This is a genomic window from Arthrobacter sp. Soil782 (genome assembly GCF_001428435.1).
GTDB lineage: Bacteria > Actinomycetota > Actinomycetes > Actinomycetales > Micrococcaceae > Arthrobacter_D > Arthrobacter_D parietis.
In genome coordinates this window covers 356,122-376,858 of sequence record NZ_LMSO01000007.1, presented here as the reverse complement: position 1 = coordinate 376,858, position 20,737 = coordinate 356,122, and the positions used below count along the sequence as shown (strand labels likewise).

18 protein-coding genes are annotated in these 20,737 nt (G+C 58.9%); 9 read left to right on the top strand and 9 right to left on the bottom strand.

Annotated features, from left to right (window positions below; all coding sequences use genetic code 11):
* The first annotated feature begins 80 nt into the window (after nt 1–80).
* From ASH00_RS09285 to ASH00_RS09265, 4 genes are all read left to right on the top strand, one after another.
* A protein-coding gene (locus ASH00_RS09285) for an IS3 family transposase (RefSeq protein WP_157359070.1) occupies nt 81–1,228 on the top strand; the annotation gives its coding sequence in 2 pieces (ribosomal slippage) (nt 81–354 and nt 354–1,228; 1,149 coding nt in all).
* Nucleotides 1,229–1,389: 161 nt separating this feature from the next.
* On the top strand, nt 1,390–2,475 hold the full coding sequence (locus tag ASH00_RS09280; RefSeq protein WP_056547741.1) for a hypothetical protein: 1,086 nt from the start codon (nt 1,390–1,392) through the stop codon (nt 2,473–2,475).
* Nucleotides 2,476–2,846: 371 nt separating this feature from the next.
* Entirely contained in the window at nt 2,847–3,719 is an 873-nt protein-coding gene (locus ASH00_RS09275; protein WP_056547739.1) for a hypothetical protein, read from the top strand.
* A gap of 684 nt (nt 3,720–4,403) precedes the next feature.
* Nucleotides 4,404–4,880: a hypothetical protein gene (locus tag ASH00_RS09265; RefSeq protein ID WP_056547733.1), complete on the top strand. Its 477-nt coding sequence runs from the start codon at nt 4,404–4,406 to the stop codon at nt 4,878–4,880.
* Between the two features lie 1,144 nt (nt 4,881–6,024).
* On the opposite strand, the gene ASH00_RS17225 is transcribed toward ASH00_RS09265, so the two are convergent.
* The 9 genes from ASH00_RS17225 to ASH00_RS09220 form a co-directional block, all read right to left on the bottom strand.
* Complete coding sequence (locus tag ASH00_RS17225) at nt 6,025–6,432, bottom strand: recombinase family protein (protein ID WP_442854350.1); 408 nt, start codon at nt 6,430–6,432, stop codon at nt 6,025–6,027.
* Between the two features lie 127 nt (nt 6,433–6,559).
* Nucleotides 6,560–7,603, bottom strand: a complete 1,044-nt coding sequence (locus ASH00_RS09255) for a LacI family DNA-binding transcriptional regulator (RefSeq protein ID WP_082566012.1) — start codon at nt 7,601–7,603, stop codon at nt 6,560–6,562.
* 86 nt (nt 7,604–7,689) lie between these two features.
* Nucleotides 7,690–9,171: an aldehyde dehydrogenase gene (gene aldA, locus ASH00_RS09250; protein WP_056547725.1), complete on the bottom strand. Its 1,482-nt coding sequence runs from the start codon at nt 9,169–9,171 to the stop codon at nt 7,690–7,692.
* Nucleotides 9,172–9,183: 12 nt separating this feature from the next.
* Nucleotides 9,184–9,963 (bottom strand): glucose 1-dehydrogenase, encoded by a 780-nt coding sequence (locus ASH00_RS09245; protein ID WP_056547721.1) that lies wholly within the window; start codon nt 9,961–9,963, stop codon nt 9,184–9,186.
* A gap of 53 nt (nt 9,964–10,016) precedes the next feature.
* The gene (locus tag ASH00_RS09240) at nt 10,017–11,003 is read right to left on the bottom strand and encodes an ABC transporter permease (RefSeq protein ID WP_056547718.1); all 987 of its coding nucleotides are present in this window, start codon (nt 11,001–11,003) and stop codon (nt 10,017–10,019) included.
* Complete coding sequence (locus tag ASH00_RS09235) at nt 11,000–11,986, bottom strand: ABC transporter permease (protein WP_056547715.1); 987 nt, start codon at nt 11,984–11,986, stop codon at nt 11,000–11,002. Before ASH00_RS09235 ends, ASH00_RS09240 begins: the two co-directional genes overlap by 4 nt.
* Nucleotides 11,983–13,542 (bottom strand): sugar ABC transporter ATP-binding protein, encoded by a 1,560-nt coding sequence (locus ASH00_RS09230; RefSeq protein WP_056547713.1) that lies wholly within the window; start codon nt 13,540–13,542, stop codon nt 11,983–11,985. Before ASH00_RS09230 ends, ASH00_RS09235 begins: the two co-directional genes overlap by 4 nt.
* 41 nt (nt 13,543–13,583) lie before the next feature.
* Complete coding sequence (locus ASH00_RS09225; RefSeq protein ID WP_082566028.1) at nt 13,584–14,660, bottom strand: ABC transporter substrate-binding protein; 1,077 nt, start codon at nt 14,658–14,660, stop codon at nt 13,584–13,586.
* Nucleotides 14,661–14,695: 35 nt separating this feature from the next.
* Entirely contained in the window at nt 14,696–15,784 is a 1,089-nt protein-coding gene (locus ASH00_RS09220) for a mandelate racemase/muconate lactonizing enzyme family protein (RefSeq protein ID WP_056547708.1), read from the bottom strand.
* Nucleotides 15,785–15,906: 122 nt separating this feature from the next.
* Between ASH00_RS09220 and ASH00_RS09215 the strand changes: the two genes are divergently transcribed.
* The 5 genes from ASH00_RS09215 to ASH00_RS09195 are packed head-to-tail and all read left to right on the top strand — an operon-like array spanning nt 15,907 to nt 20,276.
* Nucleotides 15,907–16,884, top strand: coding sequence for a C-terminal binding protein (locus ASH00_RS09215; RefSeq protein ID WP_056547704.1), 978 nt, complete (start codon nt 15,907–15,909; stop codon nt 16,882–16,884).
* The gene (locus ASH00_RS17110; RefSeq protein WP_056547701.1) at nt 16,881–17,927 is read left to right on the top strand and encodes a zinc-dependent alcohol dehydrogenase; all 1,047 of its coding nucleotides are present in this window, start codon (nt 16,881–16,883) and stop codon (nt 17,925–17,927) included. The genes ASH00_RS09215 and ASH00_RS17110 overlap by 4 nt, the downstream gene beginning before the upstream one ends.
* Nucleotides 17,924–18,676: an SDR family oxidoreductase gene (locus tag ASH00_RS09205; protein ID WP_056547698.1), complete on the top strand. Its 753-nt coding sequence runs from the start codon at nt 17,924–17,926 to the stop codon at nt 18,674–18,676. Before ASH00_RS17110 ends, ASH00_RS09205 begins: the two co-directional genes overlap by 4 nt.
* Nucleotides 18,673–19,338 carry a bifunctional 4-hydroxy-2-oxoglutarate aldolase/2-dehydro-3-deoxy-phosphogluconate aldolase gene (locus ASH00_RS09200; RefSeq protein ID WP_056547695.1) on the top strand — a complete coding sequence of 222 codons (666 nt, stop codon included), beginning with the start codon at nt 18,673–18,675 and terminating at the stop codon, nt 19,336–19,338. Before ASH00_RS09205 ends, ASH00_RS09200 begins: the two co-directional genes overlap by 4 nt.
* Nucleotides 19,335–20,276, top strand: a complete 942-nt coding sequence (locus ASH00_RS09195; RefSeq protein ID WP_056547692.1) for a sugar kinase — start codon at nt 19,335–19,337, stop codon at nt 20,274–20,276. The genes ASH00_RS09200 and ASH00_RS09195 overlap by 4 nt, the downstream gene beginning before the upstream one ends.
* Nucleotides 20,277–20,737 lie beyond the last annotated feature (461 nt).

Genomic DNA, 20,737 nt, shown 5'->3' with positions numbered 1-20,737 from the left:
TGGTTGGGTCCCCGGGTAGGAGTCCGGTGACTGTGTGAGTTTCGCATCCGATAATGGGTGCAGGAGGAAATTCACAGATTATGGCACGTAGGCATACCCCGGATCAGGTCGTCGCGAAGGTCCGGCAGGGGCAGAAAATGCTCAATGACGGCAAGCCGATGATCGAGGTCATCAAGGAGCTGCAGGTCACCGAGGCAACCTGGTACCGGTGGCTGCAGCAGTACGGCTCCGAGCAGAACGCAGCCCAAACCAAAGCGGTCAAGGACTTGGAGAAGGAAAACGCCCGGCTGAAGCGGTTGCTGGCGGAGAAAGAACTGGCCATCGACATACTGAATGAGGTGGCTAAGGGAAAATTCTGAGCCCCGAACCTCGCCGGCGTGCAGTGCGCATGGCGGTGGAGAAATTCGGGGCGTCCGAGAGATTCGCGTGCAAGGTGCTGGGGCAGAATCGTTCCGCGCTGCGCAAGTCACGCCCAGCGGTCAGCTTCGAGGAAGCCCGGCTACGCGCGGCGTTGCGGGCCATCGCCGGGGAGCATCCGGCGTGGGGGTGGCGGAAGGCTCGTTGGCATCTGCTGGCCCAGCCGGAGTGGGCTGGCGTGGTGCTCAACGCTAAGCGGGTGCGCCGGCTCTGGCGGGCCGAGGGACTGACGTGCAAGCCGAAGGCGCGTAAGCGTCGCCGCACCGGGCCCGGCGCCGGGGAGCAGAAGCGGCTGAAGGCCGAGTACCCGATGCATGTGATCAGCTTCGACTTCCAGTCCGATGTGACCTCCTGTGGGCGGCATGTCCGGTTCTTCAACGTCATTGACGAGTACACCCGCACCGCCCTGGCGATCGTTCCGCGCCGGTCCTTCACCGCCACCGATGTGGTCGCCGTCCTGGAGGACATCATCGCCGAAACCGGTGTCACGCCAACCTATGTCCGCTCCGACAACGGACCGGAATTCACCGCCGCAGCCCTAGTCAACTGGTGCGCCACCGCCGGGGTAGATACGGCGTTCATCGACCCGGGATCCCCGTGGCAGAACGGGTTCGCCGAATCATTCAACGCCCAATTCAGAAGGGAACAACTCACCGGGGAAATCATCGACACCATGGCCGAAGCGAAGTACTTGGCCGACGAGTGGAAGGACATCTACAATCATGAACGGCCCCACGGATCCCTCGACGGCATGACGCCGAAACAATACTGGGACACCTGGACGCAGAAAAATCAACTAGCTATCGCATAGCCACTGGACTGCTAACCGGGACCCAATCAGCCTCGACGGCATGACGCCGAAACAATACTGGGACACCTGGACGCAGAAAAATCAACTAGCTATCGCATAGCCACTGGACTGCTAACCGGGACCCAATCAGGCGCATCTGGTCTCATGCAACTGCGAGTAGCTTGAAGCATTGGCGCGACTGGTGCGATGGCATCGGCACCAAGTTGCTCGATGAGAGCATCAGCATCGACAAGGTAATTGGTCAGTTCATACTGCCGGAAAAAATCACATCCCGACCCACGGGTGTTCTGCTGGCTGTCGAGTGGCCTTGGCAAATATATACGCGACAGGCCGATAGTCTTCGTCTCTCCTACGACGGTAAAACGTACGAGATGGCTTACACCGATCTCATACCCGATACAGATTCGATTTCTGGCCCCTTTCGATTTCAAATCAAGACAGAGGCGTGGATCGCCGAGTACGAGGGTTCTCCAGGAAGTGGAGGGGTGCATTACAGCGCTAGTTCCGATCAGGAAGTGATGGTCGTCCGCGCTCAATCCGAGATGCCGCTTAGTGACTGGCTTAACCAAGCAGGCCTCATCTTCACCATGGATGATGACCGAATCATCGAAGACAACATGCTTTACAAGCCCACTTGGACTAAGGATCCGTTCGAACGATCTACGCTAGTTGCTCTTGACTGGACGGGCACACGCCTGAATCTTGAATCGCAGGGTAAGGAACGACTCGAGCATTCGATTCAGCACCGAGCAATAGCTGAACTGAAAAGAGAGCCTGCTGCCTGGGACGTTGTGCTCGATGACGACGGCACGGGAGAGATAGCCGATGTAGTGGCTATGCGAATCGACGACAAGGGATTGCTCGTCCGGTTCGTCCACTGCAAATACGCACATGGGGATGCTCCTGGCGCACGCGTGGCAGACCTTTATGAGGTTTGCGGACAGACGCAAAAATCGGTCAGATGGAGGCGTAGCGAACTCGCCCCATTCTTCACGACCCTTCTCGACCGTGCCCGCAAGAAGCAGACTCGCGAAGGCGTGAGCCCTTTCGAAGTTGGTGACGTCAAGAAGTTGTATGAGATTCGGGATAAGGCGGTGCTACTGCCAAGACGTATGGAAATGATCATCGTCCAGCCAGGTCTTTCCGCTTCTAAAGCGACTACACAGCAGCTAGACCTACTCGCGTCGACGCAGGAATACCTTAAAACGACCATCAAGGCACCGCTAGTCGTTTGGTGCAGTCCTTGACATCGGACTTCAGTCCATTCCTCGGCGGAATGAGAGGTGAGTCGACAACCTACGAAAGGACGCCGACGACGAGCTCGTGTTGGGGGAAGGCCCTAGATGTCTGCACATATTCGTTGCAAAAGTTGCTAGAAGACCCTAACGCCACGCAGATATGTTGGCTGCGACGTGTTGCGTTGGGTGTACCCCCACGCAACGATGCGATGCCTTGTACAGCACGAGAACACCGGTGGCTGCATCGCGGTGTAGTGAGCGAGTTTTGCTTTGTGTTACTCAAACAGAGTGACTTCCTGCAAAGGAGACTCGTTGGGCTCCGGGGTGCACGTAGCTGCCCGAGTTCTCCCGGTGCTGAACAAGGTGGCCATAATCAGTAGGTGTACTGGCTGACAGACCTACTGACTCCCCCTCTGGCCATCCTCTCTGCGCTGGTCGGCTTACTCCTCGCGGTTGACCAACTCACCGCTGCAGCAAGACTCAAACGAGAATCCAGTTTCTGGAGGGAGGAGATGCTGGCTTCGGACCTTCGCCATGATCGGGAGGTGATGGAAAGCCTCCACCGAACTGCTACTGCCAGACTCATTGCGATCAAAGTGGTCCCGGCCCGACGACTATTGGTTCCTGCGTATTTTTTCATCGCCGGAATTGTTCTAACGTTCTCGTTTGCTCATGTGGTTGGAAGCATAGCGCCTCAACCAATCACGCTGGAGAGCATCAGCGCCGCGGGCCTTGACGTCATCTCTAGCATCTTCATACCGGTCTTAGTCTTTATGGGCATGATAGGCATCGCTAGTGTCTTCATCCGGCGACGCCACCTGATTAGGAGCTACCTCGATGGAGAGATCATTGCTGACAGGCCTCCGAGATTCACCGAAGACGGAGGCGTATGGCTGGGATTCCGCCTTGGAAATTGGAAATGGATCGTCTTCGGAATATTCGCTTTTGGCCTCTGCAGCTTCACCGCAGCTGTGGGCTTCACGCTCGGTGTTGGCGTTGACAGTATTCAGTCATGGACAGCTCTGTGGCTCGTGGCGTCCTTTATGTTGTTGTTCTTTAGCTTCAGCCCCGTACCAACTCTCTACCGTATGGGACGCGAAAAACCGATCCATCCCAGACGCTTAACCGACAAAGCAAGCGTGCGCAGAGGTGTGACTGGAGAAGGATCACCTGATGTTCGTGAATGGCGCTTTCAGAGGACCCGAGGAACCCACGCCCGACATAAGGTGTCTGCAAGTCGACAGGGGCGCTAACCTCCCGATGAGATGTAAGTACGGGCCAAAATCGGTCCTGGGCATCCGCTCGTGATGTTCACCCAATGTCAGAACCCGTCTTCTGACCAAGAACGACCGGAGCGGCTTTTGCACCTGACTTTTGATGCAACGAAGACACTTCCCGCACGGATCAAAACTGCTGGGTCGCAAGAGGGTAGTTTTCGACCACCGCCACATACCTGCTCAAAACACCGAACCGAGCGATTTGTGCAGTGCCCCGGTCGAAGGGCTGAACGACAGGTTCAGTTCTTTGGTGCATATGGGACCCATCTGCCAGAGTGCTCACATGAGGAATCAACTAGGCCGCTTGGTGGGGTTCGTCGCCGATTGGAGAGCTGATATGGCCGCCGGGTGCAGGAATGAGAAGCGTTTTCACGTCCATTACAACTTCTGGAACGGCAAGGGTTGGGAATGCGCCGGAGAATGGGACAGCGCCACACAAGCTGATCGCATGAAGCGCTTCTGGGAGAAACGTACTGACACTCAATTGTTGGACACCGTCGGCACTCACCACCACTGGCGCTGTGCGTGCGGCGCCCATTCCCGAGGTGGCTTTTCCTCTGCGTCGGACGCCGAGTATGCGGCCCAGCGGCACCAGTGGGGCAAAGCGGTGGGACACCCAATGCCAGAAATTCACTCCGCTGACGGCAGCTAGGCCTACTTATGGACTACTGGGCGTTGCTAGTAACTGGAGTTTTCACCTTGATGGGCGGCGGCGCTGGAGCCCTGCTCACTAAACGAAATGAGCACAGACAGTGGGTTCGGAACGCTAAACAAGAGGTCTACTCAGAGTTCCTAAATGACGCGGGCCTCCTCGACCTACGGGTGATCCTTGACGGCTCGGCCGCCACACCTGAGATGATTGCACAGCAGCGAAAGGCCTTACAAAGGCTGTTCATTCTCGCCCCCGACGACATCTGTGAGGAGGCCCAAAATTTGGTAGAGACAGTGAAAGAAATAGCCCGGCTGAACCGGAACCGAAGTGCTTCGATGTCGCAGATACAAAAGGTAGAGCGGAAACGGCTAATCGACGAGTATTCGCGGGGCCAGGCAACCATCACCTTCAAAATGAAAGTGGATCTGCACCACCCCAAGCATCATCGCTACAAGCCGCTCACCTCAAAGCCGCTTGAAGACTGACTCACCACTCTTACCAGGTCTTACTGCGGGCTGTGAGGAGGGGCTGTGAGGAGCCCCATATCGAAAAACGTAAGCAAGTTGTGTTCTTGGCACGGTGATATAGATCGCTAATTATTTGTAGGCGCACAGCTTCGAAATTTCCCAGCTGTATTGGTCATGCCGGACAATGTGGCATTCCTGCTCGTGTCCCATCTCGACATCGAAGCTCTCAGACGTCAGCGTCCGCTGCTTGCTATCCACTAACCAGTTGATCGGTGATGAGAGCCACGGCCGACGCCCTTACATGTCCCCAACGGTCAAAACCTTCTTCGGCCATGCATGAGTCCACGACTCCGAAAGGAAACCTTCACCGAGCAGGAGCTGCGGCTCATCCAGCGCTACACTGGCTGGGACAGCGGCAAGCGTCTCGCCTGGTACGCCGCTAAGCATTTCCTGGAAATGAACGAACAGTTCGCTAGGACACCTTCCGGCTGGACCAGTCGTCGAGCTACGAGCCGAAGCCGAGCGAATCCAGAAGCGCATCGACAAGCGCCGGATGCTTGACGTGAACGCTACGAGGACGTCCCCAATCCGATGATCCCCGAAACCGCCAACATCTGACCCGCTCTCCCCGTCGCCCACGCACGTCGTGCGGGGGCTTTCCGGTCCGGCGCCGCCCCGTCCGGCCCAGCTGTGTGGGGCAAGACAATATGGCCGACTCCGTCTTGCCTTATTAAGAAGCTCGACCCTAACGGGCCTCGCAGAGCGCGTTGTGCTCCTCCGTTTGGCCGGCTTGATGGTTTTCTTGTGTCCGCTGCGCGTCCACGTGTTTCCTTTTCGTCTGGCTCTTTGGCTCCCCCGTGTTTTCTTCATGGGCTCTTTGTGTTTTCCTGCGCGAGCTTTGCCCGCGCTTCGTTCTCTAGCTGCTCCCCACCGTGGTGACCTTCTGACACCTTCTCGTTCACCTGTGCGCGCTCTGGCGCGCACGCACCCACCCTCTTCCTGCTGCCTCTTACTCCTCGGCTGCCCCTTGTCCGGCTGTCCGCTCCGGTTCCCGATTCGTCCACCAGCGGTGGCGGGGTTTGTTCATTGGTACATGTTGATTCTTGGGCTGGGTTCTTTGCGGCCTTTGGCCGTTGCAACCGTCAAGCCTTCTTCGTGTTTGTCAGGGTCCTCTTGTCTCCGTCCTGGAGAACTTCCTGTGAGGCCTTCGGTGTCTTCGCCGCCTGCCATCGGCCGTAGAGAGATCTATCTGCCGCCCGTAACGGGGGCGGCCGATAGTGGTTTTCTGGCTAAGTGCTACGTAGTCCACGAGCTCGCCCATATTGCGCTCGAGCCGATCCATGGCATAGACGACGACGTCCACCGATCCTTGCTCCATTAGTTCTTGCAACTTCAGGTAATAGGGTCGTCGCTTCAGTCCCGAGGCCGAGATGTCATTGTCTTCGAACACGAATACGACGTCGTATGCTTGCTTCGCCGCATACGCATGGCAGTCCGCCAATTGGCGCGCAACTCCCAGATCTAGGTTGGCTAAGTCCTTTAAGATACGGGTGTAGATAGCAGCTCGCACGGTCACGGCTTCGAGACTAGATGGGCAGGAGGTGGAGCATGGCTTGCTTGTAATTGGCACGTCTTCTTTGCAACCGGTCGAGACCGCCCTCCCAATTCCCGGCCTGCTCGGCCGTCTGGGTCCAGAATCATGTCTGGTCGATCTGTGCCGAATGGATGCGGGCGGTGGAGGCACGTTCGATGATTGCGGCTTGCCTCGTCAGCATCACGTCCCGAGGTTCGGCGCCTTGAAGCTGGTCGATCAGAGCATCGACAGCGGCCCCACCGAGTTCCTGCAACGGAAGTGCCATGGTGGTCAATGGTGGTTCAAGGTAGGCCGCCACGGGTAGGTCATCATATGACAGCAGTGAAACGTCCGCGGGGATCCGTTTGCCCAGTGCGTGCAGTGCCCTGAGCGCTCCGACTGACTGGCTGAAGGTGCCGGCATAGATGGCTGTAATTTCCGGGTTTTCCGACATGAGCTGTTCTGTGCCTTCGTACCCGCCGGCTTCACTGTAGGCCGCGCGGGCAACGGTTGGGACGGCGACGCCGGCGCTCTCTGCCTCCCGGAGGAAACCGTGCTCTCTTTCGCGTGCAGGCATGAGATCCCCCGGCCCGGAGATGTGTCCCATAGTGCGGTGACCCAGCTCGTAGAGATAGCGGAACGCTGCACTGCTTGCTCCCATCAGGTCAACACTGACATTCCGCTTAGAATTTGCGACGGAACGATTCACGAAAACGTGGGGAACGGTATCAAGTCTTCCCGATTCAAGCAAAGGATGCCCTTCCCTGGCAGACGCGATCAACAGGCCTTCGACCCGGCCGGCACCAACCAGGTCCGTATAGTCGGACTGTGCACGGGAATCCTCGGTGTCCTCGGCTAGCAACACCACGAACCCCCGTTCACGAGCCCGTTGGTAGGCCCCTCTCGCAATTCGGGCGTACACCGCATTGGTCAGGTCGGGGAGAAGGAGAGCAAGCGCCCGGGTTCGTGAACCGGCAAGGGCTTTTGCGCCGGCATGGGGCTCATATCCGAGGGTGGACGCGGCTTCGAAGATACGGACGCGCGTTTCGTTTCGAACATTTAGCGTTGAGTCACCGTTGAGCGCCCGGGATGCAACCGACTTGGTGACTCCGGCTGCGTTTGCGACGTCAATCAGTCTGGCGCGTGTCCGGGACGGACTCGGTTCCATGGGTGGGAGGACCCTTTCAGTGTGTTGAATCGCGGTGACCGGGACATGCCGGTCCGGGTGAGCAGCGCCGGACCGGCATGTTCCGCTTAAGTACTGGACCCGTAGTCGGTGTATACGGTCTTGCGGCGGGTGTAGCGTTCAAATCCGTGCACACCGTCATCTCCACCGAGTCCGGACAGCTTCCATCCGGTGTGAAAACCCTGAACTTCCTCGGGTCCGATGCGGTTGATGTACACCTCACCAAACTCGAGATCGTCGGTTGCCCTCATAGCAGTCCGGAAGTTTTCGGTGTACACATGCGACGTGAGCCCGTAGACAGTGGAATTGGCCCATTCGATCACCTCTTTGTAGGTATCAAACGGAATAATCGGAAGGACCGGTCCGAAGACCTCCTGCTGGACTATTTCCATGTGGTTGGTGACATTGGTCAGCACCGTGGGAGCGAACCAGTATCCGCCGCTGTCCTCCATTCCATCCGGACGGCCGCCACCGGTCTCCACCTTGGCGCCCGCCTCAACTGCCGCGTCAACGAATGCCTTAACCTTGTCCCATTCTGCCTGCGAGACCTTCGGGCCCATCTGCGATGTGTCATCCAGCGGGTCTCCTACCTTGAGGTCCTGCACTTTCGCGACGAAGCGTTTGACGAATTCGTCGTAAACGCCCCGCTGAACGTAAGTCCTCTCGTTGCAGGTGCAGACCTGCCCGCAGTTCCAGAACCTTGCCTCAAATGCCTGCTGGACGGCGAGATCCAAATCAGCGTCATCAAACACGATCACCGGTGCCTTACCACCCAGTTCTAGGGACACCGGGATGATTTTATCCGACGCTTTGGCCAAGATTTCCTTGCCTGCCCTGGTGGAACCGGTGACCGTTACCATGCTCACCAGCGGGTGTTCTACGAGGGCCGCTCCGATCACCCTGCCTGGGCCGGTAATGACGCTGATCAGCCCATCGGGAACTCCGGCGAGCTGACAAACCTTCGCCATTGCCAGCGCGGACAGCGGTGTTACTTCACTGGGTTTGAGCACGATGGCGTTACCGGCCATCAGGGCGGGAGCCACCTTGCGTGCGAATATCGCCGCCGGAAAGTTCCACGGAATGATCGCAGCGACAATCCCAACCGGCTCCTCCCTAATAACGAGTTGCTGGCCATGCGCCGCGGGGGCGGCCAACTCACCGACGTTGCGGTACTTTTGGCTTGCCGCATAGTCGAAGAAAGCCTTGGCGCCGCCAACTTCACCGCGTGCTTCGGTGATCGTCTTGCCCTGTTCCGCCACGACGATTTGCGCCAGCTCTTCAGCGTGCGCATCAATGTGTCGGATGATTTCCTCCAGCACCGCAGCGCGCTCGACGTAAGACCTGCGTGCCCATTCCTTCTGTGCTGCACTGGCCCTAGCCAGCGCGTCCTCGATGTGCTCCTGCTTGCCCTCGGGCACCGCCGTGAAGACCTCCCCGGTGGCCGGATTATCGACCGGACGCGTGCCGTCGGTGGTGACCCATTCACCACCAACGAACATAGCGGGCGACGCGCCCAGCAGCGAACCTTTAGTGAAGAGGGTTGCAGTCATTGGGAGGTCTCCTTAGCTCATCACCATCCCGCCCTCGACGTTATACGTCTGGGCGGTGATGTAGTTGGATCCTGGGCCGGCGAGGAAAATCGCCATGGGGACGATGTCTTCAGGCACGGAGGTGCGCCCGAGCGGGATGCCCGCGGCGGCGTCTTTGAAGGTTTCACCTTCGGCCTTGCCGGTTATGTCGCCGAATTGCTTGTCTACTTCCTTCCAGTACGGGGTGTCCACAATTCCCGGCGCCATGGCATTGACGTTGACACCGTAAGGAGCCATATCCATCGCAACTGACTGGGTGATGGATATGACCGTTGCCTTTGAAGCGCAGTACGCGCTCACCAGAGCCTCTCCACGGCGTCCTGCGATCGAAGCCATATTGATGATCTTGCCACTTCGCTGCGCACGCATCGGAACGCATGCAGCCTGGGTCAAGAAGAAGAGGCCCTTCACATTCACGGCGAAGATCCGGTCCCATTCAGCGGGCGTCGTTTCCTCGACGGACTTGATGAGACCGATACCGGCATTGTTCACCAGAATGTCCAGAGTTCCATACTCTTTGACGACTTCTTCGACGACTGCTTTCGACTCGTCCGGGTTGCTCACGTTGAGGGCCTTGGCGGACGCGGAGCCTCCGGCGGCCGTAATCTCTTCTACGACGGTCTTGGCGCCGTCGACATTGAGGTCCGCGATGACGACGTGGGCGCCTTCCTTTGCGTAGCCGAGCGCCATTGCCTTTCCCATCCCGGATGCTGCCCCGGTTATCAGCGCGATCTTGTTTTCTAGGGTTCCCATTAGGTATTTCTCCTTGGTCGGTGTGTCCATTAGTACTTGTGATGAACGGTTGGTTATTTTCTGCGGCGGTTGGACAAGATGCCCTGAACGATGACCGCCAGTACGAGGAAGAGCCCGGTTACGAGGTCCTGGTAGTAGGCGTTGAGTGAGCCCACTTGGTTGATGATGTTTTGGATGACGCCGATGAGCAGAACGCCGCACAGGGCTCCTAGCATCGTTCCCACGCCGCCGGTCAGAAGTACGCCGCCGATCACTGCGGCAGCGATTGAGATCAGTTCGTATCCGGTACCCAGGGTCGATACCCCCGATGAGAGGCGGGAGGCCAGCAAGGCACCTGCGAGCCCGGCAAGGGCGCCGCTGATGATGTAGACGATCACCTTGATTCGGGTCACATCGGTACCCATCATTTTCGCTGCATCCTCATTGCCGCCCAGTGCGAAGACACTAGAGCCGAACGCCGTCCGGTTCAGGAGCAGACCTGCTGCAGCGAACGCGAGCACCAGTATCCAGATCAGATTGCTGATGCCCAGAAAGGAACCGTTCCCGATCCGAGTGAATCCGTTGGATGAGTCGATGATGATGCTTGAAGAGGCAAGGGCAACGGCGATGCCTTTGATCGCTAGCAGCGCCGACAGGGTGACGATGAACGGTGCCATCCTCGCCTTTCCAATCAGAAGACCGTTGACCAAACCCATGGCAGCGCCGGCCAGGATTGGAGCCCCCAGCGCGGCCATCCAGCCCAGCGGCGCGGCCAGCGCTGCGATGACTGTTCCCAGCCCGACCATTGAGCCGACCGAAAGGTCTATGCCTCCGGAAATGAGAACAAAGCTCTGTCCTATCGTGATCAGCCCTATGAAACACGCAGCAGTGGCTATTGCTGAAATGTTGGCTGACGTGGCGAAGGACGGAAACAGCAGTGCGGAAATACCGGACAGAAGAAGCAGGACGCCGATCACCCCGTAGGACTGTGCGAGCTCAAGGGCGCGTCCTTGCTTTAGTTTGGGCCTTGCAGCGCCGGTCGAAGTGGCTGTCGTGGTCATCGTGCGTCCTTCCGTGTACGTTGCAGGTACAACGCCGCAATGATGAGGATGGCTTTGAGAACCTGCGCGAAGGCGAAGTTAATGTCTTGCATGACGAAGGTGGTGTCGATGAGCTGCAGGAACAGTGCCGCAGCTACTGTGCCGAGAATGGATATTCGTCCACCGACGAGCGGTGTTCCCCCAATAACTACTGCGGCAATGGCGGTTAGCTCGAGATTGATTCCAATGAAGCTCGGGTCTGAAGCGCCGATTCTGGCGGAAACCATGACTCCCGCTATCCCTGCGAAAGCTGCGCTCAGCGTGTAGATGGCCAGCAAGGTGATGTTACGGGGCGTGCCCGCGAGGAACGCGGCTTCCCGGTTGGATCCGGCGAACAATGCATACCGGCCGAAGGTGGTGCGGCGGACCAGCAGGGCGACCGCTCCTGCGGCTGCAAGGGCGAAGAGTGCTACCACCGGTATCCCCAGAAATGAAGCGTTCCCGATCCAGGTAAACACGCCGCCCGGGGGGATGCTGCTGCGCGATCCGCCGGAGACCGCTTGTGCCAGTCCTCGGACGGCCACCAAGAGCCCGAGTCCGGTGATCAGTGGATTGATGCGTGCGAATGCGATCAGTGAACCATTGAAGACTCCGATCAAGGCGGCGGCAGCAACCGCGATGATGATAGCTGCCACTTCTCCGTAGCCTAGATAGAGGGCCACAGTGGCGGAGCTAAGCGCCATGACCGATCCCACGGAAAGGTCGATGCCGCCGGTCCCTATTGCCAGCGTTTGTCCGACCGCAATCAGAATGATCGGTGCTGCTGAAAACAGGAGATTCTGAAGGGTGAATGTGCTCGCGAAACCGTCGGTGGCAACGAGATTGAAGACGAACAGCGCTACCAGCGCCAGGTAGACAGAGTATTTTCCTGCCCAGTTCAGCAGGTGCGAGGCTCCCGGCGTAGTCTTTCTCCCGGTTCCTCGGGTTTGGGTTTGAGTAGTCATTCTGTCCCTCCCGCTGTTTGTTTTGCGGTATTCGCCTGGCCGGATAAAAGGGATATGACGTCGTCGTATCCAACTTCGTGCGGATAGACCTCGCCGGTCACGCTTCCCTCACTGAGAACCACTAACCGGTCACACAGCGCGAGGAGTTCCTCGGTTTCGCTGGAAGTGACCACGACGGCGATGCCCTTCTCGGCCAGTGCCCTGATCACACGGTGAACTTCGGCTTTGGCGCCGATGTCTATTCCACGCGTGGGATCATCCAGGAGCACCGCCTTGGGGCCCAATGACAGCCACCTGCCGAGCAGCACCTTCTGCTGATTGCCTCCGGAAAGTTCGCTGATGGCCTGCTCAGCGTTGGACGCCTTGACCTTGAGTTCGTCGGAGAACTCCCGGACGATGCTGTTCTGAGCGGATCTGCTAATGAAACCGAACTTTGAGATGTTTTTCAGAATGGCGGCGGTCATGTTTTCCTTGACGCTCAGCCCTGGGAAGATCCCTTCATTTCGGCGGTCCTCTGAGAGGTAGGAAACCCCGGCCGATAGGGCCCGCGCTGGTGTCGGCCGGGTAAGCGGCGTGCCGGCGACCGTGACGTCTCCGGCGTCAGCCTTGACTGCGCCGAAAATCGCCTTGCAGGTTTCAGTCCTGCCAGATCCGAGTAAACCCAGCAGGCCGACAATTTCACCTTTCCGCACGTCGAAGGACACGTCGCGGACCCGGGTGCTCCAAGTCAGATTCTTCACGGATAGGCCGATGTCCTCCTGTGCAAGGCGCCGCATCCGGTCCCTCGCGGCGTCCCGGTCCAGCGACCCTTCGTCGAGATCAACCCCGCCGAGCATCGCTTTGACAAGGGCGGCGCGCGGCAGATCCACCGGAGTGCTCTCTGTCACGAACTCACCGTCCCTCAGTACAGTGAACCGGTCGCACAGTTCGTAAAGTTCTGACATGCGGTGGCTGACAAAGAGGATGGCCGCTCCCTCAGAGCGCAGCTGGCGGATCACATTGAACAGGATCTCGATCTCGTTGCCGTTTAGCGCCGACGTGGGCTCGTCGAGAATGACCACTTTTGCTTCGAACGCGACGGCTCGGACGATCGCGACCATCTGCTGCATGCCCAAACCCAGCTCGGAGACCTTGGACCGGGGATTGATGTTCAGCTCATAGCGGTCGAGGATTTCTTGTACCTGGGCGATTGCCGCCCGTTTATCCAGGATCCCTCCCCGCCGTGGTTCCCTTCCCAGCAATATGTTCTCGGCGACCGTCCGCTCCGGAATCAGGTTTACTTCCTGGTAGACGGTGCTGATGCCGGAGTGTTGCGAATCCAGCGGCTTGGAGAAGGATACCGGGCGGCCCTCCAGGAGCAGCTCTCCAGCATCAGGCTGGTGGAACCCTGTAAGGATCTTGATGAGGGTGGACTTTCCCGCGCCATTCTCCCCGTTCAGTCCGTGAACCTCGCCCGCGTACAGATTAAGCGAGACTGTTTTGAGGGCGTGCACTCCCTTGAATGATTTCCGAATGCCACGCGCCTGAAGTATCAAAGGCTTGTCTTGATCAGACATATCTTCCTTCGCAATCCTTGTTTGTACGGGGAGGCGGACAATCAGTAGGCAGCGCCCGAATCGAGCGCTTCCTGAGCGTTCTCCTCGGTGTACAGGGCATCCTTCATGATGATTTCCTGAGAAACCTCTTCACCCGAGAACCAGTCCTGAAGCGCTTGGATAGCCGCCGGACCAAAGCGCGGGTTCGTTTCAACGACGGCGTGAATCGCCCCACTCGCGACATGCTGCACAGCATCAGCGGTGCCGTCGATTGAGACGATCTGCACATCCTCGCCCGGGACCTTCCCAAAATTGTTCAGGGCGGTGAGGGCCCCGAGGGCCATGGTGTCGCTATGCGTGTATACGCCGTCGACTTCCGGGTTGGCGGAAACGATCTGCCCCATCACCTCTTGCGCTTCGCTGGTGGACCAGTTGCCGGTCTGTTGGGCAACGATTTCGAGGCCCTCATGTTCGGCGATTTCGTCACTGAATCCCTCGGTGCGCAGTGTTGCGACGTCGCTACCCGGTGCGCCCTGAATTTCGGCGATGGTCCCCTCTCCTCCGGTTGCTTCGACCATGGCTTCGGCGGCACGCACGCCCTGCTCATAGAAGTCCGAGCCCATGAAGGTGATGTAGTCCTCGCAGGGTGTTCCCTCGGTTTGGCGGTCAATTGTGACGACCGGGATTTCCTGTTCCTGTGCAGCTGCGAAGGCGCTTTGCAGACCGGTTGCGCTGATGGGGGCGACGATCAGGGCGTCGACGCCCTGATTGATCATCGACTGTATGTCGCTGAGCTGTTTCGCCTGATCACTGTTGGCGTTGGTGTAGACCAACTCGGCTCCTGCTTCCTCAACAGCCTGCCGCACGGACGCTGTTTCCACGGCGCGGAACGGGTTCTGTTCGTTCTCGGACTGCGAGAACCCGATGACCATCTCGGAGATAGGCGTGTCGCTGGGGGTTGGGTTGGTGCAAGTCTCTTCTGATTCCCTCTCGATCACCTGGGAAGCCGCCCCGGGCTCTGCGCTCCCGGAGCCTCCGCCGCTTCCGGGGGAGTCGAGTGGCGCGGTGCAGGCAGTAAGCCCAAGCAGGGCGACAGAGGCGAGAGCTGTTGCTGGTGAAGAAAAACGACGCTGTTTCATCTGGTTCATTTCCTTAGGTGGTGATGGATGGTGAATTATGCACGGTGCTCTTCGAGCGCGGCGAAGTCGAGATCGATGCCATGTCCAGGGGTATCCGGAGCGGTGACGAAGCCGTCTACGATCGGCATCGGGTTCGTCATGTAGCGCTCGAGGCTAAACCCGTGTGCCTCCATGTAGGTGCGGTTGGGTGCTGCCGCGAGGGCATGGACGGTGAGATCATGAACACCATGGCTTGTGACCGGTAGGTTGTGCGCTTCGGCCAGTGATGCGATCTTCCGGAAGACGGTGTAGCCGCCGCAGTTGGTCACATCAGGTTCCGGATAGCTCAGGGCACCGGCGTCGATAGCGGCACGAAACTCGTGAAGGGTGTGAAGGTTCTCACCGCCGGCGATGGGGATGCCTCCGTCGCGGAGGACTCTCCTCATGCCGGGCAGGTCATCGGGGATGATCGGTTCCTCAAGCCATATCAGGTTGAATTCCTGCAGTGCGCGGGCCGCGGTGATCGCCCGATCCGCCGTCCAGCGCATGTTTGCATCCACCATCAGCGGAAAATCGTCACCAAGATGCGCGCGCATCTTGGCGACCCTCTCAATGTCTTCGCGGGTATTGAGCCGCCCGACCTTCATCTTGATTGCGCGGAAGCCGGCCTCCTGGAAGCCGTCGGTCTGCTTCAGGAGTTGGTCGAGGGTGAACTGAAGGTCGATCCCGCCGGCATAGACCGGCACCTTGGGATCGTAACCGCCGAACAGCTGCCATAGCGGGGTCTGCAGCCGGCGGCCCTGAAGGTCCCACAGGGCGATGTCGATCGCCGAGATTGCCGAGGTCTGGTGCCCGCCGCGGCCAGCATAGTGCAGCTGCCACCACAGTTTTTCCCAGAGCCGTTCGATCTGTGTCGAGTCCTGACCGACCAAGGTGTCCGCCATGTAGCGATTAATCATCACTGCGACCGCGGCACCACCGGCGTTGACGGTGTACGTGTATCCGAGCCCTTCGACGCCATCCTCGTCGCGGATGCGCACTGTAATCAACTCAAAGTCGTCCATGTCGCCGTGCATGCTATCGGTCAGCTTCACGGGCAGCGGCACCCGGTATAAATCCGCGGTGACGGACTGAATCGTGGACATTAATGGTCCCCTTCAAAATCGGTGGATGAGAAGTGCGCGTCTAGAAAACCGGTTTTCTTTGTGATAAACCTTACATCGAACGGAAAAAGTGTCAAGACACCCGCGACGAGAGGTTCAGCGATATGAAGATAGTCATCACCGATTGCGACCATGCCGGAATCGAGGAAGAGTTGGCGGTCGCCCATGCGAACGGGGTAAACCTCGAGCTGAAGCAGTGCCGGACGGAGGACGATGTCATTGCCGTGGCAGCCGGTGCCGATGCGCTCATCGTCCAGTACGCGCCGATTAGCGATCATGTGCTTCAGTCGCTGCCCAGCGTCAGGGCAATCGGCCGTTACGGCGTGGGCGTGGACACCGTGGATGTGGAAGCAGCGAGCCGCCGCAATGTGGCGGTGTGCAACGTTCCGGACTACGGCACCGAAGACGTCAGCGACCACGCGATTGCCTTGGCTGTTTCTCTCAGCCGGGGCATTGTGCAATTCGACCGGCGGACCCGAGCGGGCAGACACGAGCTGGCTCCGGTACAGCCGCTGCACCGATTCAATACCAGGATTTTCGCCGTCGTCGGGTTGGGGCTCATTGGTGCCGCCACCGCACGAAAGGCCAAAGGGCTTGGCTTTGAAGTTGTCGGCTATGATCCAGCGCTGGAAGTCGGTAGCACCACCGAGGGTGACGTTCGGGTAATCGACCTTGACGAACTGTATGGCATCGCCGACATCGTTTCCCTGCATGTTCCCCTGAACAAGGAAACGCACCATCTCATTGACCGGGCCGCTTTACGAAAGTTCAAGAACGGTTCGCTTCTGATCAACACCTGCCGGGGAGGTGTGGTTGATTCCTCCGCAGTGGTCGAGGCCCTGCGATCCGGGAAACTCAAGGGTGCCGGACTCGACGTTTTCGAGAATGAGCCTATGTCCGCCGATGACCCGCTGGCAGGGCTGGACAACGCCGTACTGACACCACATGTTGCCTGGTACAGCGAGGAGTCGTACAGCGAGTTGAAGCGTCGGACCATCGAGAACGTGGTGGAGTACTGCGCTGGCCGCGCGCCGCAAAACATCTTGAACGCAGATGCATTGACCGGGGAGGCAGTGAGATGACAGTGGCGCAGGACGTGATGCCGGCGGCCGTCTGGACAGCGACGGACACAATCGAATTTCGGGACGTACCGGTACCAGCGATACCCAAAGACTGGGCACTTGTCCGTGTCGAATACACGGGGGTGTGCGGTACCGACTTTTCAATCCTTCACGGCACACACCCCCGGGCCAAAGCACCCCTGATCATGGGACACGAAATCACGGGAATCGTCGAAACCGCAGGGGCCACAGGACCCGCTGCGGGCACCAGGGTTACGGTGGAACCCCTCATCAGCTGCGGCACGTGTGTCCCGTGCAGAAACGGCAACTCTCATGTTTGTCAGAACCTAAAGCTTTTTGGCATTGACCAGCCGGGATCGCTCGCGCAGTTCGTCGCCCTGCCGGTGTCGTCTTTGATCCCCGTGAGTGCGGATGTTCCTGCCACGGAAGTTGGTCTGGCGGAACCTCTAGCGGTCGCAGTACACGCCGTGTCGCGCTCCGGTCTCACACCCGGCGAAAGCGTAATGATATTCGGCGCAGGACCGATCGGCATTCTCACCGCGCTGGTGGCACAAAACGCCGGAGCAGGTCGAATCCTCATATCAGAGCCCAGTGAGGAACGGCGGCTCGTCGCCGAAGAACTGGGTTTTGAAACAGTCCGGGCGGGAGCGGACCCGGTAGAAACTATCCGTTCCACGACCGGTGACGCCGGCGCTGACGTTGTTTTCGATTCAGCCGCGCACCCTGCCGTCGCCGCAGTATTGGCCAAGGCCGTCCGGATTCGGGGAACGGTGGTGCTGGTCGGTGTCTACAAAAAGCCGGTTGAGGTCGACCTGCAAGCATTAGCATTCGCCGAGAACACCGTGGTCGGCGTCCGTGTCTATACCCGTGCAGATGTAGAAAAGGCGGTTGACCTGTTGGAAAGCGGAGTCCTGCAGCTGGGCCGCCTTCCCGTCGAAGTCTTCGACCTCGCCCGCACAACGGAAGCCTTCGACAAGGCGATGTCCGCCAGCGGCATCCTCAAGGTACTGATCAGCCCATCGAGTGAGGAAGTGAGATCGTGAATACATACGATTTGACTGGAAAGACGGCAGTAGTCACTGGGGCGTCCCGAGGCATCGGACAAGGCATCGCAGAAGGTCTTCTAAACGCGGGCGCCAATGTCATCACGCTGCAGCGCGGCCCAATCACGGCCGACCTCGCAGCCCTCGCATCCGCACGACAACTGACAGTTGAGGACATCGCAGTCGACTTATCAAACGAGCAGTCGATCACGGATGCGATCGCTCGTGCCCTGTCGACTGCTCAAGTGGACATTCTGGTGAACAGCGCGGGTACGCAGATCCGGCACGACTCCACAGACTTCCCGCTGGAGGATTACGACTCGGTCATGAATGTGAACGCCCGTGCTGTGTTCCAGCTGTGCAAAGGATTCGCTCCGCCCATGCTGGAACGCGGTAGCGGAAAAATCATCAACCTCGCCTCCCTGTTGTCATTTCAGGGCGGGCTACGCGTCCCGGCATATGCGGCATCCAAAGGCGCGGTCGCCCAGCTGACCAAGGCGATGTGCAACGAATGGGCCCCACGGGGGATCAATGTCAATGCCGTTGCTCCCGGTTACTTCGCCACCGACATGAATGCCGCCCTGATCGCGGATGCCGACCGGAGCGAGCAAATCTCAGCACGCATACCCGCTGGACGCTGGGGAAAAGCGGAGGATATTTCCGGCGCGGTAGTCTTCCTCGCCTCCAGCGCCGCCGATTACATCAACGGCGTGGTTTTGCCTGTGGACGGAGGGTGGCTCGCACGATGAGCGAAGTGAAGAAACCGAAAATTTCGGCCCTACTCAAGGAAAACCCTGTCGTTGCAGTCCTTCGGGCAAGACATGCTCTGGAGTACGCCCCGGTCATCGAGGCGCTGGCCCAAGGCGGCGTGCGCTCGATTGAACTAACTCTGAGCACCTCAGGCGTCATGGAACAGCTACCAACTCTGATAGACAAGTTCGGTTCCGACGTCGAACTCGGCGTCGGAACCATCACCAGCGCCGAAGAAGCGATCGCTAGCCTCGACCGCGGCGCGGCGTACCTAGTCACACCGACGGTCAACCACGAAGTTGTGGCGGCTGCGTGCAAAAGGGGTGTGCCGGTGTATCCAGGCGGACTTACCCCCACAGAACTCCTCAGCGGATGGAAATCCGGCGCGCCGGCGGTCAAGCTTTTCCCCGCGTCCACGGTCGGCACACGCTACCTGGCGCAATTGAAGGGACCCTTTCCAGACCTCCCGATTATCCCTTCAGGTGGAATCGAAATGGAGGACGCCCCAGCATGGATCGCCGCAGGATCAGTTGCGGTCAGTATTGGAGGGCCGCTCCTTCAAGATGCGTTCAAGGGGGGAAATCTATTGGAGCTCACCAAGAGGGCACGCTTCATCACCAAATCGGTGCACACTGCCACCCAGGAAAGGGGCGCGCGATGACAGACGTCATCACTTTCGGCGAGACCATGGCGTTGATGAAGGCAGCCACACCTGGGCCGCTCGCACACGTCCCCTCCCTGGACCTCGGCATCGGAGGTGCGGAAAGCAACGTCGCAATCGCTCTATGCAGACTCGGAACCTCGGTAATGTGGGCCGGACGAATCGGAGCAGATAGTCTCGGTGATCTCGTGCTGCGCGAACTAAATGCAGAGGGAATACAGGTCAAAGCCGTCACAGACACCACCGCGCCAACTGGCCTGATGATCAAAGAACGCCGCACACCGGATGCCATGAAAGTCTGGTACTACCGGTCAGGCAGCGCCGGATCAAAGCTGGACCGTAACGATATTCCGGTAGAAGAAATTGCTTCAGCCAAGCTGCTACACATCACAGGCATCACTCCGGCGCTGTCCGCGTCGGCAGCGGAAGCTGTGCGGTTCGCAGTCCAAAGCGCACGAGAGGCCGAGACCCCTATTTCTTTCGACCTCAACTACCGGGCTGCTCTCTGGTCCGCGGAAGATGCGGGAATGGCCTTTCGGGACATCATCACCCAAGTGGATCTCGTGTTTGCTGGCGACGACGAAGCCCGGCTCGTCGTACAGGGCGAAGATGCCGCAGAGCTGGCCCGCAAACTCACCGATCTAGGCCCAAAACAGGCTGTAGTGAAGCGCGGGGAGCGAGGAGCCGTCGCCCACATCGACGGCGCTGACTATCAAGTGCCGGCAGTCGCCGTCAGGGTTGTGGACACCGTTGGTGCCGGTGACGCCTTCGTTGCGGGCTACTTATCGGAGTTTCTGAGGGGAGCGACGCCTACGGAAAGATTGACGACGGCGGCTCGTGTCGGTGCCTTCGCATGCACGGTTCCTGGGGATTGGGAAGGCAACCCTCGCCGATCAGAATTGAGCCTGTTGAATGCAAGCGAACCGGTGCGGCGCTGAGTCCATCTTGATCCGAACGCTTGGCTCTGATCCTTCCGGCTCAGGCAAAAACAGACACCGAGTTAGGCCGCGGCGAGACTACGTGGCCCTTGTAGGAGTGCATGTCTTTCAGAACGCATACCGAGGGCTGGACGACCCTCCGCTTGGCGGATTCATCGCCGCAGGGTTTTCTCAGGAGCTGACGACCCCCTTCGTTCCGGTTTGTGGCGTTCTGTCGCTGACGAGAGCTGACAAGATCCTAAACGGGGAAAATTGGAGCGAAGCGCTGGCTGCCCGAGCACTGCAGCACCCATACGATCAATTTGCTGGAGTACGGTTTCGCATTAAGAGCGCGCTTATACCAGTCTCGGCGTCATGAGGCAGTCCCCTCAGCTAGAGGTTGGTGGACAGAGCCGAAACCCCTGTTCCGGACTTCGACACGCCGCGCGCAACTGTCTCATATGTCGTCTCACCCCGACAGT